Below are 14,486 nucleotides of genomic sequence, written 5' to 3'. Positions count from 1 at the left end.
GCGGCCCGCCGGGGGTCCGGCGGGCCGCCGTGGCTGGTGAGCCGGGGGCGCCCCGGGATCGATCAGCCGGCCAGGGCGGCCAGGACGGCCTCGGCCATGCCGGCCTCACCGGCCGCGTTGGGGTGGAAGGGGGCGGCCGGGGCGGCCGGGATCAGCGGCTCCACCCAGCGGTCGGCCGCCGGCTGGCAGGCGTCGTGACCGATGGAGGGCGTGTAGGTGTCCACGTACTCCGCGCCGTGCGCCAGCGCCTGGGCGCGCAGCATGCCGTTGAGCAGCTTGGTGGTGTCCCTGAGGTACGGGATGTCGCCGTCCGCGAGCAGCCCGTAGGGCCGGCAGCGGCTGCCGTCGTCGGGCACGATCGAGGGGTATCCGACGAGCAGGACGCGGGCCTGCGGGGCGCGCTGCCGGATGCCGTCCAGCGTCGCGGCGATCAGCGGCGCGGTCTCCGCGATGGTCTCCGCGAGTTGGTCCGTGCCTCCGCTGGTGTAGCTGTTCTTGCAGGGGGAGCCGGTGGGGTTGATGACGGCCAGCGTGGTGCAGCGGATGACGATCTCGATGAAGTCGATGTCGTTGCCGCCGATGCCCAGCGTCACCAGGTCGGTGTCCGCCGTCAGCGCGTTGAACTGCGGGTACTGGAACAGGTGCGACTTCGTCATCGCGGCGGTGGTGGCGCCGCCGCAGGTGACGTCCCGGACGGCGCCGGGGCTGATCTCGGCGGCGACCAGCGAGGGGTAGTTGCGGTTGGAGCGCAGGCAGGTCAGGTGCACCTGCTTGGGCACGCCCGCCCCGGAGGCGTAGGAGTCGCCGAGGGCGACGTAGCGCTGTACGGCGGCGGCGCCCACGCCCGTCGCGGCGCTGGCGGTGGCGGCGGTGGGGGCCACCAGCGCCATTAATGCCATGAGCACGACAACAAGGCGGCGGCGTGTGGGGCGGCGGCTCGCGCGGAGCCGACGGGACTCGTGGTTCCGGTGTGACTGATGGGGTCTGTGTGGCTCACGGGAGGGAGAGGGTGTCACGGGGGACCTCCGTGGTCGGGTGCGCGTCGACTGCTCGGTCGCGGCACGGCGGCGCGGTCTCACGCACGGCGCCGCGGGGCAGGCGGGAACGAGGCAGGCGAGAGCGAGGGTGGGGGCGGCACGAAAGTGGACGTGGCGGTGTCCGGGAGCCCTGCGCCGGCGGAAGGTTACCGGCAGGTATCTCCGTCCCGTCATCGTCCGCCCGGCCCGACAGGCGGTCAATACGCGTGCAGCGACGGCCTGGGAGCGGCCCGTTCCGCCCCTTCCGCACCGGCGCCGAGGACGCCGAGGACGCCGGATCAGGACGCCGCCCCGGCTGGAGGCACGGGGGAGTGTCGATCACATGACGGGGTAGCAGCCCCTTGAGCGGGGACGGATGACGTCCCCGCGGACCTGACCTCCCCGCCGGCTGCGGCCGACCGGCGGGTGCAGGGGAAGCCCAGAGGTAGCCACGGCGCGGACCGCGCCGGGAGGGAACGACATGGGTATCGGCGGATGCATCATCCTGATGGCCGTGGGGGCGATCCTCACCTTCGGGGTGGACTGGGAGATCTCCGGGGCCGACCTGGACACCATCGGCTGGATCCTGATGGTGGTGGGCCTCATCGGCATGTTGGTGTACATGGCGGTGCTGCGCCGCCGCCGGATCATCACCCCGGGCGCCGGGGCGGTGGTGGAGCAGCGCGGCACCTCCGACGAGCGCGCCCTGTGAGCCGTCGCCGGGGCGGTCGACCCGCGCCGCCCCGGTGACCGGCCGCCGGCGGCCGGTCACCGGGCCGCGGCCAGCGTGGGGTAGTCGGTGTACCCGGTCTCCCCGCCCACGTACATCAGGTACTGGTCGCGGACCGGGTTGAGCGGCGCGCCGGTGCGCAGCCGCTCCACCAGATCGGGATTGGCCAGGAACGGACGGCCGAGGGAGATCAGGTCGGCGCCGGCCGCGAGCAACCGCTCGGCCTCGCGCCGGCCGCCGTCGGCGGGGATCCGGTCGCGGGGGAGCACGGGGTTGGCGATCAGGGTGCCGGCCCAGTCCTCGCGGATGCGCTGGAAGAGCGGCTGGTCCGGGTCGGCGTAGACGACGTGCAGGTAGGCGAGCGGCAGTTCGGAGAGCGCGGAGAGCAGCGCCGGGTAGATCTCCTCGGTGTCGCCCTCCTGGATGCCGTTGACGGTGAGTCCCGGGGAGATCCGCACGCCCACCCGCTCCGGGCCGATGGCGTCGGCCACGGCGCGGACGACCTCGACGGTGAACCTGACGCGTCCGTGCGCGTCGCCGCCGTAGCCGTCGGTGCGGTGGTTGGTGCCCTGGGCCAGGAACTGGTGGAGCAGGTAGCCGTTGGCGGAGTGCACCTCCACCCCGGCGAAGCCGGCCGCGACGGCGTTGCGGGCGGCGGCGGCGAAGTCGGCGATGGTGGCCCGGATGTCGTCGGGGCTCATCCCCCGGGGCGTGACGGCGGGCTGGTGCCCGGTGGGGGTGTAGATGGTGTCCGGGAGCGGGACGGGCGAGGGGGCGAGCGGCGTCCGGCCGCCGTTGTTGTCCGGGTGGCCGATGCGGCCGCCGTGCTGCACCTGGAGGAACATCCGGCCGCCCGCGGCGGCCACGGCCTCGGTGACGCGCCGCCAACCGGCCACGTGGGCCTCGTCGTAGATGGCCGGAATGTTGGGGTAGGTCTGGCCGACGGCGTTGGGGGTGGCGGCCTCGGCGACGATCAGGCCGGCGGTGGCGCGCTGGGCGTAGTACTCGGCCATCAGCGGGCCGGGGACACCGTCGTCGTCGGCGCGGTTGCGGGTCATCGGCGCCATCACCAGGCGGTTGGGCAGGGACAGGTTGCCGAGCCGGGTGGATTCGAAGAGGCGGGGGGCGGTGGAGGTGACCGGTGTGTTCGTCATGCCGGAACGGTAGAAGTTGTCACCGGTGTCAGGTTCAAGCCCCTGGGCGGGGCGAGCCCCCGGGCGGGACGAGCGCCCGGGTGGGGGAGGGACGCGGACGGCGCCCGTCGCACGGCCTGGCCGTGCGACGGGCGCCGGTCCCGGCGGCTTCCGCGACCGCGCCGACTACTCCGCCGTCGGCGCGTCCAGGCCGGCCAGCAGCAGCGGCAGGCGCTCCGTGGCGCCCGGCTCGATCCGCACCGGGATGCCCCAGTCCTGCTGGTGCATGTGGCAGGCCGGGAACTCCACGTCGGCGGCGTCGTCGCAGGACGCGGCCATCGCCGAGACGTGCAGCACGCCCTCGGTGACCGTGCCGCCCAGGACCAGGTCGCGGAACAGGTCCGTTCCGGTGCCGGCGCCGTCGGCGATCAGCTCCGGGGGCGTGGCGCTGACCAGCAGCCGGGTGGACGGGCCCCAGCGGTCGTCCAGCTTCTGGCCGGGCGGCGGGCTGAACACCACGTCCAGCCGCAGCTTGCCCGGGCCCACGGGGGTGACCGGACGCTGGGTGCGGTGCGCGCCGGCGTCCAGACGGGTGGCCTCCTCCGGCAGCCGCACCCGGGTCAGCCGGTGCGCGGCGGACTCGATCACCACCAGCTCGCGCCGGGCGGCCTCCTCCCCCGCGCCCGCCGCGCCCTCGGCCCCTGCCGGCAGCAGCACGGCGCCGGACGGCTCGCGCAGCTCGGTGGCGAGCGTGGTGACCTCGTCGGAGGCCGGGTCGTAACGGCGCAGCGCGGAGTTGTAGGTGTCGCTGATCGCCACCGATCCGTCCGGCAGGACGGTCACGCCGAGCGGGTGCTGGAGCAGCGCCTGCGCGGCGGGGCCGTCGCGGTGTCCGAAGTCGAACAGGCCGGTGCCGACGGCGGTGTGCACGTACAGCCGCGGCCCGGCGTCGCCCTCCCCGCCGCCCGGGGCGCCGGCGGCGTCCTCGGCGGTGGGCTCGGCGGCGTCCACGGCGACGGCCTCGCCGGGCGCGGTCGGGGCGGTGGGCTCGGCGACCGTGCCGGGGTCGGCGTCGATCCAGCGCAGCGCGGAGGTCTCGGAGTCGGCGAGCCACAGCCGCTCGCCGTCGGGGGAGACGGCGAGGCCGGAGGTCTGGGCGAACCACGCCTGCTCGACCGGGCCGTCCACCAGCCCCTCGTTGGTGGTGCCGGCGGCCACCCGCACGGTGCCGTCCGCCGGGTCGTACGTCCACAGCTGGTGCACGCCGGCCATCGCGATCCAGACCCGGTCGCGGTACCAGGCGACGTCCCACGGGCTGGACAGCGCGATCTCGCGGCCCGGCCCGGCGGTGGGCGAGCCCTGCCACCACTGCCGGCCGGTGCCGGCCAGGGTGGTCACCGCGCCGTCGGCCAGGCGCACGCCGCGCAGCGCGTGGTTGACGGTGTCGGCGACGACGACGTCGGCGCCGAGCCGCCCGGCGACCTCGGCCGGCAGCAGGGCCAGGCCCTGCGGCTCGTTGAAGGCGGCGAGGTCGGCGGGTCCGTCGAGCAGTCCGCGCTCGCCGGTGCCGATCCGCCGGACGACGGTGGCGCCGTCCAGGGCCAGCTCGACCAGCGAGTGGTGCCCGGAGTCGGCGACCAGGTAGCCGCCGCCGGGCAGCAGCACGGCCTTGCCGGGGAAGCGCAGGTCGGTGGGCTCGGGCTCCGGCGGGCGGTACGGGCCGTCGCCGCGGCGCAGCGTGCCCTTGGCGTCGTGCTCGCGCTCCAGCTCGCGGACGAGCGCCTCGATGGCGTGCACGTGCCCCTCGCCGGCGTGCTGGGCGACGACGTAGCCCTCCGGGTCGATGACCACCAGCGTGGGCCAGGCCCGCACGCCGTAGTTCTTCCAGGTGGTGAGCTCGGGGTCGTCGAGCACCGGGTGGTGGACGCCGTAGCGCTCCACGGCGGCGGTCACGGCCTCGTGGTCGGCCTCGTGGACGAACTTGGGCGAGTGCACCCCGATCACCACCACGGTGTCGGCGTGCCGTTCCTCCAACTCCCGCAGCTCGTCGATGACGTGCAGGCAGTTGATGCAACAGAACGTCCAGAAGTCGAGCACGACGATGCGGCCGCGTAGGGCGGAGAGGGAGAGCTGTTCGCCGCCGGTGTTCAGCCAGCCGCCGCGGCCTTGCGGCTCGGGGGCGCGAACCCGGGGGCGCCGGGATGGTTGGACGTTCACCCCACAAGCATGCAGAATCCCCGGGCCCGATCGCGACCGGGGTGGGCGTCTGTTTGGTCACCCGGGTGCTCCTGTGTCGCCATGGCAGAACACACCCGGCGGCTCCAGTTCCGGCGCAAGGCACCACTCGAAGCGGGGACTGGACTTGGCCCTCCGTGGGTCGCTTGCTCTGCGCCTGAGCCGCGTGATACGCCGGTCTTCCGGGACTCAGTGTGGGGGAATGGATGGATTCAGTGACGACGGCCTGGGCGACGCTGGTGCTGAGGACGGCTGTGAAGTGACCACCGATGCCGCTGCCGATCCCGGACGGGAGCGATCGTCTGACGGCGCCGGAGGGCGCCTGCGGGGCGGTTGGGAGCGTCTGCGCATGGATGCCAGGGCCAGTGGCACTGGGCAGGCCATTCTCGCGGGCAATGATGTCCACATCTACGGACCGGCCGCGTCGGGAAACTCGGCTGGTCGTTCACCAATCACCCCCTTGCCGTTGCTGCCCCCTCCTCAGGTGGATCCCTTTCAACACCGGGAAATCGCGGACCGGCTCTACGACGTGATGGCCCCGACGAGCGACCTCCGAGCACGGGAGGTCGTCCTAGCGGGTCTCGGTGGGGTGGGCAAGACCCAGCTGGCCGTGCAGTACGTCAACCGGGTCCTGGACGGGGGTGAGTCCGACCTGGTCGTCTGGATCACAGCGGAAAGCAGGGAAGCGGTCCTTTCTGGCTACGCGGAGGCCGCCGCTGCCGTCGGACTGCACCATGCCGATCCACAGGCGGCCGCGAACCGGTTCCTCAGCTGGCTGGCGACCACCGAGCGACGGTGGCTCCTGGTGCTGGACCACCTCACAGATCCGGCCGCCATAACGGAGTCAGGGCGAGACCTACGGCCGCAGCGGCGAGACAACGGCCGGGTTCTCATCACCACCTTGCACAGCGACGCCGTGCTCAGGAACGCCCGGGACCGACTGCTGATCAAGGTCGGCCCGTTCTCGCACGCCGAAGCCGTCAACTACCTCAATGACCGGCTCGGTGGATCACAGAGGGCCGCCGACGTGGCGCAGCTCGCTAACGACCTAGACCACCTGCCCTTGGCGCTGGCTCAAGCCTCCGCGTACATGCTGGAGTACAACCTGGACTGCGCCGCGTACCGCGAGCGTTTCGAGGCCCAGCGTCTGGAGCAGGTCCTACTCAGGGGCACCATGTCCGAGAGTCACCGGAGCACCGTTGCCGCCACTTGGTCCCTGTCCATCGAACAGGCTGACCGTATCCGTCCTTACGGACTGGCTCGTCCGCTGCTGGAACTCGCCAGTGTGCTAGACCCGAACGGTATCCCGGCCAGTGTCTTCATCACCGAACCGGCCCGCACGTATCTCGCCCGGTACCGCACTGGCGTTGAGGGCGGCGAAGAGGGCAGGGCGGTGAGTCCTGCGGACGCCCGCGACGCCCGGTTCTGCCTACGCCGACTGAGTCTCGCCGACTTTGCCGATGAGGAGCACCGGTCTCCCTCGCCACCTGTGACCGTGCGAATCCCCAGCCTGGTTCAGCGAGCCACACGGGAGTCATTGAGCGACGAACGCCTCGAAGGTGTTTACCTGGCGGCCGCAGACGCCCTCTACAGCGCATGGCCGGAGTTCGAGCGTGAGCGTTCCCTTGGGCAAGCCTTGCGTGCCAATGTGGAAGCCCTCCGACAGCTTGCGGGTGACGTCCTGTGGCGCTCCGGCGTACACCCGGTGCTGTTCCGTGCCGGCGGAAGCCTAGGCAACACGGGCCTGGTGGCCACCGCAGTGGAGTACTACGAGGAACTCCTCCGGCACGTTCGCAAGGCTTTGGGAGCTGATGCGCCCGACACCCTGACTGTACGTTCCGACCTTGCTCACTGGCAGGGCAAGAAGGGGGACGCCACGGGAGCGGTCGCCGCCCTGGAGGCCGTGCGGGTCAAGCAGGAACGAATTCTGGGCTTGGACCATCCCAACACCCTGACCACGCGGGCCAGCCTCGCCTACTGGCGGCGCAGGGCGGGGGACAGGAACGGCGCGGACACGGACTACATCGAACTCCTTCCCGCACAGAGACGGGTGCTTGGTGCTGAACACCGCGACACTCTGAGTACCCAGGCATACCTGGCCCTGCGGCGGGGGGAGACAGGGGATCCCGCGGGGGCAACGGCAGCGCTGGAGGAGGTGCGGGCTGTCCAGGAGCGGGTACTGGGGGCGGATCACCCCAACACGCTGACGACTCGGGCGAGCCTGGCCGAATGGCGTGGCAGGGCTGGAGACCCGGAGGGCGCGGTGAGTGACTACGACACCCTCCTCGCCGACCAACAGCGCGTCCTCGGCGAGCACTACCCGAACACCCTGGCGACTCGGTCCAGCCTGGCGGTCTGGCGGGGCAAGGCCGGCGATCCACAGAGCGCCGTCACGGATCTCGCCGAACTGCTCCATGACCAGCGACGGCTCCTTGGCTCGGACCATCCGAACACGTTGATGACTCGGCAAAGTCTCGCTGAATGGAGGGGACGAGCCGGGAATCCCGCTGCGGCGGTGAGTGCCCTGGAGGCGCTGCTCGACGACCGTCGGCGCATTCTCGGTCGGGAGCATCCGCACACCCTTGCCACGGCTCGTGTGCTCGCGGAGTGGCGTGCGGTGGCGTCTGAGGGGAACGGGGGCGGTGATTAGCGGACGCGTTGCGTCCGGGGCGCCCGAGGGCCGGGGAGACGCCACACGCCCCGCCGGTAAGGGGGGCTACCGGCGGGGCGTGGGTCTTGGTTGGGGGAAACCTCCTCAACAGTGCGTTTGACGCGGCGTCGAGTCAGGTGCCGCGGCGGACAACAGCCGCGCCGCTATTTTGTGGGGCCCCGCTGTGACGACCTGGGTACTGCCGTGACCTGCGGTTCTCCTTCCCCGCGGGGGCGATGTGGAATGGCTCACGGCCGGATGCGGGGGTGCGCGGCGAGGAAGTCCGGGGCGTTGTGGCGCCGACGGACCGGGCGGGGGCGCCGGTGCGGCGGGCGGGCCGGGGGCTACTCGGGGGTGGGCAGGCCGAGGACGCGGTCGCGGAGGACCGGGAAGGTGCGGCGGACCTCGGCGACCCGTTCGAGGTCGATCTCGACGGTCAGCAGTTCCTCCCCCTCGCCGGCCTCGGCCACGACCTCGCCCCAGGGGTCGACGACCATGGAGTGCCCGGTCTGCCGGACGCCGTAGTGGCTGCCGGCCGAGCCGCAGGCCAGGACGTACACCTGGTTCTCGATGGCACGGGCGCGGGCCAGCACCCGCCAGTGCTCGGCGCGGCTGGCGGGCCAGCCGGCGCAGACCGCCACGAGCTGGGCGCCGGCGGCGGTGAGCAGCCGGAAGAGCTCCGGGAAGCGCAGGTCGTAGCAGGTGGCCACGCCCAGCCTGGCCCGCGGGAGGTCGACGGTGACGACCTCGGTGCCGGCGGACATCAGGGCGGCCTCGCCGCGGTCGAAGCCGAAGCGGTGGATCTTGCGGTAGGTGCGCAGCGGGGCGGGGTCGGCGGCGGAGGGGGAGAACAGCAGGGTGGTGTTGTACAGGGCGCCGTCCGTGCCGAGCTCGGGGACGCTGCCGCCGTGCAGCCACACGCCGGCCGCGCGGGCGGCCTCGGCCAGCGCGGCGGAGGTGGGGCCGTCCGGGACCGGTTCGGCGTGTTCGCGCCAGGCAGGGGAGGCGAACGCTCCGGTCGTCCAGAGCTCGGGGAGCACCACCAGGTCGTCCCCGCCGCGGCCCCGCACCAGGTCGGCGACGCGCCGGCGGCGGTCCGCGACCGGCTCGTGGCGGTCGACGTCGACCTGAGCGAGCGTCACCCGCATCGCGCATCAGCCTCCTGTTGGCCGCCGATCCGCCACACTCCGTGCCCGGCGGGACTGTCGCCGGGACCTGTCGCGGACATACGATCGGACTGCCGAACCGTTGCCCGGGCCCGTTCCGGGCAGCGTAACGGATACCGCCCTGACAGCTCACCAGCCGACCGCCGGCCTCGCCGCGCGCGCCGACCGCCGCGAGGCCGCTCTCCGAGGGGTCCTCGAATTCCGTGGTGGAAGATCAGATATTCCGGCGCTCCGCCGGCGCCTGGCAGCAGTCCCTCACGTCGCTGCTCGACCTCGCCCGCCTGCTCACCAACCGCGGCTGGAACGTCGCCACCGAGTGCCCCGGGTGGTCGGTGCGGGACGTCATCTCGCACGTGATCGGCATGGAGCGGGAGCTGCTGGGCGATCCGCGCCCGATCCACGCGCTGCCCACGGACCTGGCGCACGTCCGGGACGAGCACGGCCGGCGCAACGAGGTGCAGGTGGACGTGCGGCGCTGCCACACCGGGCCGGAGATGCTGGCGGAGCTGGAGGAGACGCTGCGCCGGCGGCAGCGGGCCATCGAGGCGGAGCGGCGGGGCGACGACGACGTGGTGGCCACGCCGTGGGGCGCCCGGCCGCTGGGCGAGCTGCTGCGGATGCGGGCCTTCGACGTGTGGGTGCACGAGCAGGACGTCCGCCGGGCGGTGCGGGTGCCGGCGAACCTGGACTCCCCGGCCGCGCTGATCGCCCGTGACGTGCTCCTGGCGGGGTTGGCCGGGGCGATCGCCGGGCGGGTGGCGGACGGCGCCACGGTGGTGCTGGACGTGCAGGGCCCGGTGGAGTTCCTGCGCACGGTGCGGGTGGAGGACGGCGTCGGCCGGCTTCAGGAGCAGGTGCCGCTGGCGCCGGACGCACAGCTCACCTTCGACTGGGAGCTGTTCGCCCGGCTGGCCTGCGGTCGGATCCGCCCGGCGGCGGCGGACGTGAAGGTGGAGGGGGACGAGGCGCTGGCCCGCCAGGTGCTGGGGGGTTTCGCCGTCACCCGCTGACCCGGGACGGCGGGCGGGAGTCCGCCTGGGCGTCCGCGGGGGTGTCCGGTCGTGCGTCCGGGCGGGAGCCCACGCGCCAGCGGACGCCGGCGGCGGAGCCGCGCCCCGGGGCGCAAACCGGGGCGGAACCCGGGCCGGAGGCGGAGGCGGAGTCGGACGGCGGGAGCGTGCGGCGGGTGGCCTTGCGGTGCATCCGCACCATCTGCGTGACCCCCAGCAGGACCAGGACGAACTGGGCGCACATGGCGATCCGGAAGTCGCCGGTGTCGTAGCCGGTGCCGTCGGAGACGGCGTCGAGCAGCCAGCCGATGCTCAGCAGGAGCAGCATCGAGGCGGTGAAGCCGCCCACGTTGACGATGCCGGAGACGGTGCCGAGGCGGTGGCCCGGGTTGTAGGTGCGGGCGAAGTCCAGGCCGAGCATGGAGGCCGGGCCGTTGGCGCCCATCACGGCCACCAGCACCACCAGCAGCCACAGCGGTGCGCGCCCGCCGGGCCAGGCCAGGACGACCGCCCAGACCGCCGCGGTGGCCCCGATCACGGTGAGCGCGAGCGGCAGCCGGACCCGTTCGCGGCCGGATATCGCCCGGCCGAGCAGCGGGCCGACCAGCACGCTGACCCCGATCTGGAGGGTGACCAGGCCGCTGGCCGTGCCCGGGGAGAGGTGCTGGCCCTGCACCAGGAACGGGTAGCCCCACAGCAGCTGGAAGACGTTGCCGGGGAACTGGGTGGTGAAGTGGGTCCACAGGCCGAGCCGGGTGCCCGGCTCGCGCCAGCCGTCGACCAGCATGGCCCGGACGCCGGGGGCACCGGCCCGGCCCGCCCGGCGGTCGGCGCGCCGGTCGGCGCGGGAGGGCCGCTCGGCGCGGGAGGGGCGTGGCGCGGGGGTGTTGCGCAGCACGAGCGCGACCGGGAGCAGCACCAGCGCCGCCGTGCCGGCCACGGTGGCGAAGGCCCACGTCCAGCCGTAACGATTCAGCAGGAAGCCGAGCGGGGTGGCGCCGGCCATCGCGCCCAGCATGCCGACGATGGCGGTGAGCTGGGTGACCAGCGGGACCTGGCGGGAGGGGAACCAGGCGGCGACCAGCCGGAGCACGCTCACGAACATGGTGGCGTCGCCGGCCCCGATCAGCACGCGGGCGGAGACGGCGGTGGGGAAGTCGGCGCTGAAGGCGAACAGCGCCTGCCCGGCGAGCATGGTGACCAGGCCGGTGGCCAGCAGCCGGCGCGGGCCGAAGCGGTCGACCAGGATGCCGACGGGTATCTGGAGCGCGGCGTACACCAGCACCTGGATGACGGTGAAGGCGGTGAGCGCGGACGCGCCGATGTCGAAACGTTCCGCCGCGGCGATGCCGGCCACGCTGAGGCTGCTGCGGTGCAGCACGGCCACGGCGTAGCCGAGCGCCCCGATCGCCCAGATGCCCCAGGCCAGCGCGGGCGCGGGGGAGGCGGGAGCGGGGGCGGAGGGGGTGGGGAGGGGGGTGGCCGAATCAGAGGGAGTCGTGGGGGACGGACCGGAGGCTGAGGCGGCAGGCATGGTATGTCCATCGTATACAGCACACCTTTCCCGCAGAACGGAACGCGTCTTCCGGTAGGTGTGAGATGTGTTCGATCATGACGCCACGACGGTCAGGAGGCGCCCTGAACGGACGCCTCCTGACCGTGTGTGCACCGGATCCGATCCGTCCGCCGGGGCGGCGGTCAGGCCCAGGCCATCAGCAGCTTCGGCCGCTCCAGGATGGCCGCGACGTCCGCCAGCACCAGGGAGCCCAGCTCCCCGTCCACCATCCGGTGGTCGAAGGAGAGCGCCAGCGTGGTGACCTGACGCGGCTTGATCCGGGAGTTCCCGTTCCGGTCCTTGACCACCCAGGGCTTCTCCCGGACGGCGCCGAACGCCAGGATCGCGGCCTCACCCGGGTTCAGCAGCGGCGTTCCCGCGTCGATGCCGAACACCCCGACGTTGGTGATGGTGACCGTGCCGCCGGACATGTCCTGCGGCGTGGTACGGCCGGCCCGCGCCGTGCCGATCAGCTCCTCCAGCGCCACCGCCAGCTCGGGCAGCGTCATGCGGTCGGCGTCCTTGATGTTCGGCACCAGCAGGCCGCGCGGGGTGGCCGCCGCGATGCCGAGGTTGACGTACTCCTTGAACACGATCTCCTGGTTGTCCTCGTCCCAGGAGGCGTTGATCTCCGGGTGCCGACGGATCGCCAGCAGCAGCGCCCGGGCGACCATGAGCAGCGGGGTGATCCGCAGCCCGGCCAGGCTCGGCTCCTCGCGCAGCTCCTGGACCAGCTTCATGGTCCGGGTGACGTCGACCTCGACGAACTCGGTGACGTGCGGGGCGGTGAAGGCGCTGGCCACCATCGCCTGCGCGGTCGCCTTGCGCACCCCGCGGATCGGCTCCCGGCGCTCGCGGCGCTCCGCGCGGCCACCGGCCGGGGCCGGCACGGCCTCCGGGGCGGCCTCGGCCGGGGACGGGCCGGCGGCCGTCTCCTCGGCGGCCCGGGCAGTGGCCCCGGCCGTCTCCTCGGCGGCCCGGGCGGCGTGCGCCTGGACGTCCTCACGGGTGATGACGCCGCCTCGGCCGGTCGGCGCCACGTCCCACAGGTCGATGCCGAGGTCACGGGCCAGCTTGCGCACCGGCGGCTTGGCCAGCGGCCGGGACTGGCTGTCCGAGGGGCCGGTGGGGTGGGTGTGCGCGGCGGCCGGCGGCTGCTCCGTCGTCGGCTGGGCCGGAGCCGGCTGCCGGGGCGCGGCGTGGGCCGGAGCCGGCCGGCCGGCGGCCGGAGCCGGTGTCGGCGCGGGAGCCGGCGCAGGGGCCGGAGCCACGGCGGCCGGCGCGGCGGGGGCCACCGGCGCGCTCGGGGCGCTCGGGGCGGCGGCCGGGCGGCGGGGGCGGCGGCGCGTGCCGACGGCGGTCGGGCCGTAGCCGACCAGCACCGGGTTGCGCTCCGCGGCGCCGCTGTCGGCGGCGGGGTGCGCCGCCCCGTTGGCGGGCGCGGGTGCGGCGGGCGCGGGCGCGGCGGCCTCGGCGGCGGCCCCGCCCTGCCGCGGCGGTGCCCCGCCCTCCGCGCCGGGGTCGGTGTCCACCGTGATGATGGCGGCGCCGACGTCGACCGTGCTGCCCTCGGGGACGTGGACGTCGTGCACCACGCCGTCGAAGGGGATCGGCAGTTCGACGGCGGCCTTGGCGGTCTCCACCTCGCAGACCACCTGGCCGTCGGTCACCGCGTCACCCGGCTTGACCAGCCACTTGAGGATCTCCGCCTCGGTCAGCCCCTCGCCGACGTCGGGCATGCGGAACTCCCGGAACCGCTGCGTGAGCGTTCCGGCGTTGTCTGTAGCGGCCACGGCACACGCTCCTCTAGAAGGCCAGGGCGCGGTCGACCGCGTCCAGTACTCGGTCCAGGTTCGGCAGGTACTGCCCTTCGAGCCGGGCCGGGGGGTAGGGCGTGTGGTAGCCGCCCACCCGGAGCACCGGGGCCTCCAACGAGTAGAAGCAGCGCTCGGTGACGGCCGCGGCGATCTCCGCGCCGAGGCCGACGAAGGTGTTGGCCTCGTGCACCACGACCAGCCGGCCGGTGCGGCGCACCGAGGCGGCCACGGTCTCCACGTCCAGCGGCGAGACGGACCTCAGGTCGACGACCTCCAGGCTGCGGCCCTCCTCGGCCGCGGCGGCGGCCGACTCCAGGCACAGCTTCACCATCGGGCCGTAGGCGACCAGCGTGCAGTCGGTGCCGGTGGTGACCACCCGGGCGCCGGTCATCGGCACCGGCTCGGCGGTGGTGTCCAGCTCCGCCTTGTCCCAGTAGCGCCGCTTGGGCTCCAGGAAGATCACCGGGTCGTCGGAGCGGATCGCCTGCTGGAGCATCCAGTAGGCGTCCGCGTGGTTGGCCGGCGTGAGCACCTTCAGGCCGGGGGTGTGCGCGAAGTACGCCTCCAGCGACTCGCTGTGGTGCTCCACGGAGCCGATGCCGCCGGCGAACGGGATGCGCAGCACGACGGGCAGCTTGACGTGCCCGTGCGACCGGCTGGGCATCTTGGCCAGCTGGGAGACGATCTGGTCGAAGGCCGGGTAGGTGAAGCCGTCGAACTGGATCTCCACCACGGGGCGGTAGCCGCGCAGGGCCAGGCCGATGGCGGTGCCGACGATGCCGGACTCGGCGAGCGGGGTGTCCATCACCCGCTCGGGGCCGAACTCCTTCAGCAGCCCGTCGGTCACCCGGAAGACGCCGCCGAGCTGGCCGACGTCCTCGCCCATCAGCACCACCCGGGAGTCCTCGCGCATCGCGCGCCGCAGGCTCTCGTTGATGGTCTTGGCCAGGGTGAGGGTGCGGACCGCCGGGGCGGGCGCCTCGGCCACGGTGCCGGGGGCGTCCGAGGCGCCGGTGGCGGTGCCCGGGTGCGCGGCGGTGCCGTCACCGCCCGGGGCGGTCGGCGCGGTGGTGCCCGGCGCGGTGGCGCCCGCGCCGGGAAGGCCCTCGGCGGCGGGGCCGGCGGGGGACGCCAGGCCCGGTTCGGCGGCGTTCGAAGAGGTGGTGACGGTCAT

General features: G+C 73.7%; 10 protein-coding genes. 3 read left to right on the top strand and 7 right to left on the bottom strand.

The genetic code is table 11. From position 1 onward, the window contains the following. Nucleotides 1–62: 62 nt before the first annotated feature. Complete coding sequence (locus FHU37_RS11390) at nucleotides 63–899, bottom strand: SGNH/GDSL hydrolase family protein (protein ID WP_246450818.1); 837 nt, start codon at nucleotides 897–899, stop codon at nucleotides 63–65. Between the two features lie 598 nt (nucleotides 900–1,497). On the opposite strand from FHU37_RS11390, the gene FHU37_RS11385 reads away from it, so the two are divergent. Next, entirely contained in the window at nucleotides 1,498–1,728 is a 231-nt protein-coding gene (locus tag FHU37_RS11385) for a DUF6458 family protein (protein ID WP_179814082.1), read from the top strand. Nucleotides 1,729–1,784: 56 nt separating this feature from the next. Here FHU37_RS11385 and FHU37_RS11380 read toward each other — a convergent pair whose 3' ends face one another. Continuing rightward, nucleotides 1,785–2,900 (bottom strand): alkene reductase, encoded by a 1,116-nt coding sequence (locus FHU37_RS11380; protein ID WP_179814081.1) that lies wholly within the window; start codon nucleotides 2,898–2,900, stop codon nucleotides 1,785–1,787. Nucleotides 2,901–3,065: 165 nt separating this feature from the next. Beyond that, nucleotides 3,066–5,096: an NHL domain-containing thioredoxin family protein gene (locus FHU37_RS11375; protein ID WP_179814080.1), complete on the bottom strand. Its 2,031-nt coding sequence runs from the start codon at nucleotides 5,094–5,096 to the stop codon at nucleotides 3,066–3,068. 220 nt (nucleotides 5,097–5,316) lie between these two features. Between FHU37_RS11375 and FHU37_RS11370 the strand changes: the two genes are divergently transcribed. Further along, a complete protein-coding gene (locus FHU37_RS11370) occupies nucleotides 5,317–7,764 on the top strand; it encodes a tetratricopeptide repeat protein (RefSeq protein ID WP_179814079.1) in 2,448 nt (815 codons plus the stop codon). A 344-nt stretch (nucleotides 7,765–8,108) separates the two neighbouring features. Here the strand turns inward: FHU37_RS11370 and FHU37_RS11365 are convergent, their stop codons facing one another. Next, nucleotides 8,109–8,912, bottom strand: coding sequence for a carbon-nitrogen family hydrolase (locus tag FHU37_RS11365; RefSeq protein WP_179814078.1), 804 nt, complete (start codon nucleotides 8,910–8,912; stop codon nucleotides 8,109–8,111). A 224-nt stretch (nucleotides 8,913–9,136) separates the two neighbouring features. Here FHU37_RS11365 and FHU37_RS11360 point away from each other — a divergent pair, with 224 nt between their 5' ends. Continuing rightward, nucleotides 9,137–9,940, top strand: a complete 804-nt coding sequence (locus tag FHU37_RS11360) for a maleylpyruvate isomerase family mycothiol-dependent enzyme (protein ID WP_312892555.1) — start codon at nucleotides 9,137–9,139, stop codon at nucleotides 9,938–9,940. On the opposite strand, the gene FHU37_RS11355 is transcribed toward FHU37_RS11360, so the two are convergent. The 3 genes from FHU37_RS11355 to FHU37_RS11345 form a co-directional block, all read right to left on the bottom strand. Continuing rightward, the gene (locus FHU37_RS11355; RefSeq protein WP_179814076.1) at nucleotides 9,930–11,474 is read right to left on the bottom strand and encodes an MFS transporter; all 1,545 of its coding nucleotides are present in this window, start codon (nucleotides 11,472–11,474) and stop codon (nucleotides 9,930–9,932) included. The genes FHU37_RS11360 and FHU37_RS11355 overlap by 11 nt on opposite strands. A 164-nt stretch (nucleotides 11,475–11,638) precedes the next feature. Then, nucleotides 11,639–13,234 carry a dihydrolipoamide acetyltransferase family protein gene (locus FHU37_RS11350; RefSeq protein ID WP_179816194.1) on the bottom strand — a complete coding sequence of 532 codons (1,596 nt, stop codon included), beginning with the start codon at nucleotides 13,232–13,234 and terminating at the stop codon, nucleotides 11,639–11,641. A 67-nt stretch (nucleotides 13,235–13,301) separates the two neighbouring features. Further along, complete coding sequence (locus FHU37_RS11345; RefSeq protein WP_179814075.1) at nucleotides 13,302–14,486, bottom strand: alpha-ketoacid dehydrogenase subunit beta; 1,185 nt, start codon at nucleotides 14,484–14,486, stop codon at nucleotides 13,302–13,304.

The sequence above is a fragment of the Allostreptomyces psammosilenae genome (genome assembly GCF_013407765.1).
GTDB classification, from domain to species: Bacteria; Actinomycetota; Actinomycetes; order Streptomycetales; family Streptomycetaceae; genus Allostreptomyces; species Allostreptomyces psammosilenae.
The sequence above is the reverse complement of the archived record's forward strand: the minus strand, read 5'-3'. Positions and strand labels throughout refer to the sequence as shown.

Coding starts and splice junctions, on each gene's coding strand:
- FHU37_RS11390 (WP_246450818.1), bottom strand. CDS start 899: ATGGCATTAATGGCGCTGGTGGCCCCCACCGCCGCCACCGCCAGCGCC.
- FHU37_RS11385 (WP_179814082.1), top strand. CDS start 1,498: ATGGGTATCGGCGGATGCATCATCCTGATGGCCGTGGGGGCGATCCTC.
- FHU37_RS11380 (WP_179814081.1), bottom strand. CDS start 2,900: ATGACGAACACACCGGTCACCTCCACCGCCCCCCGCCTCTTCGAATCC.
- FHU37_RS11370 (WP_179814079.1), top strand. CDS start 5,317: ATGGATGGATTCAGTGACGACGGCCTGGGCGACGCTGGTGCTGAGGAC.
- FHU37_RS11365 (WP_179814078.1), bottom strand. CDS start 8,912: ATGCGGGTGACGCTCGCTCAGGTCGACGTCGACCGCCACGAGCCGGTC.
- FHU37_RS11355 (WP_179814076.1), bottom strand. CDS start 11,474: ATGCCTGCCGCCTCAGCCTCCGGTCCGTCCCCCACGACTCCCTCTGAT.
- FHU37_RS11350 (WP_179816194.1), bottom strand. CDS start 13,234: ATGCCCGACGTCGGCGAGGGGCTGACCGAGGCGGAGATCCTCAAGTGG.
- FHU37_RS11345 (WP_179814075.1), bottom strand. CDS start 14,486: ATGACCGTCACCACCTCTTCGAACGCCGCCGAACCGGGCCTGGCGTCC.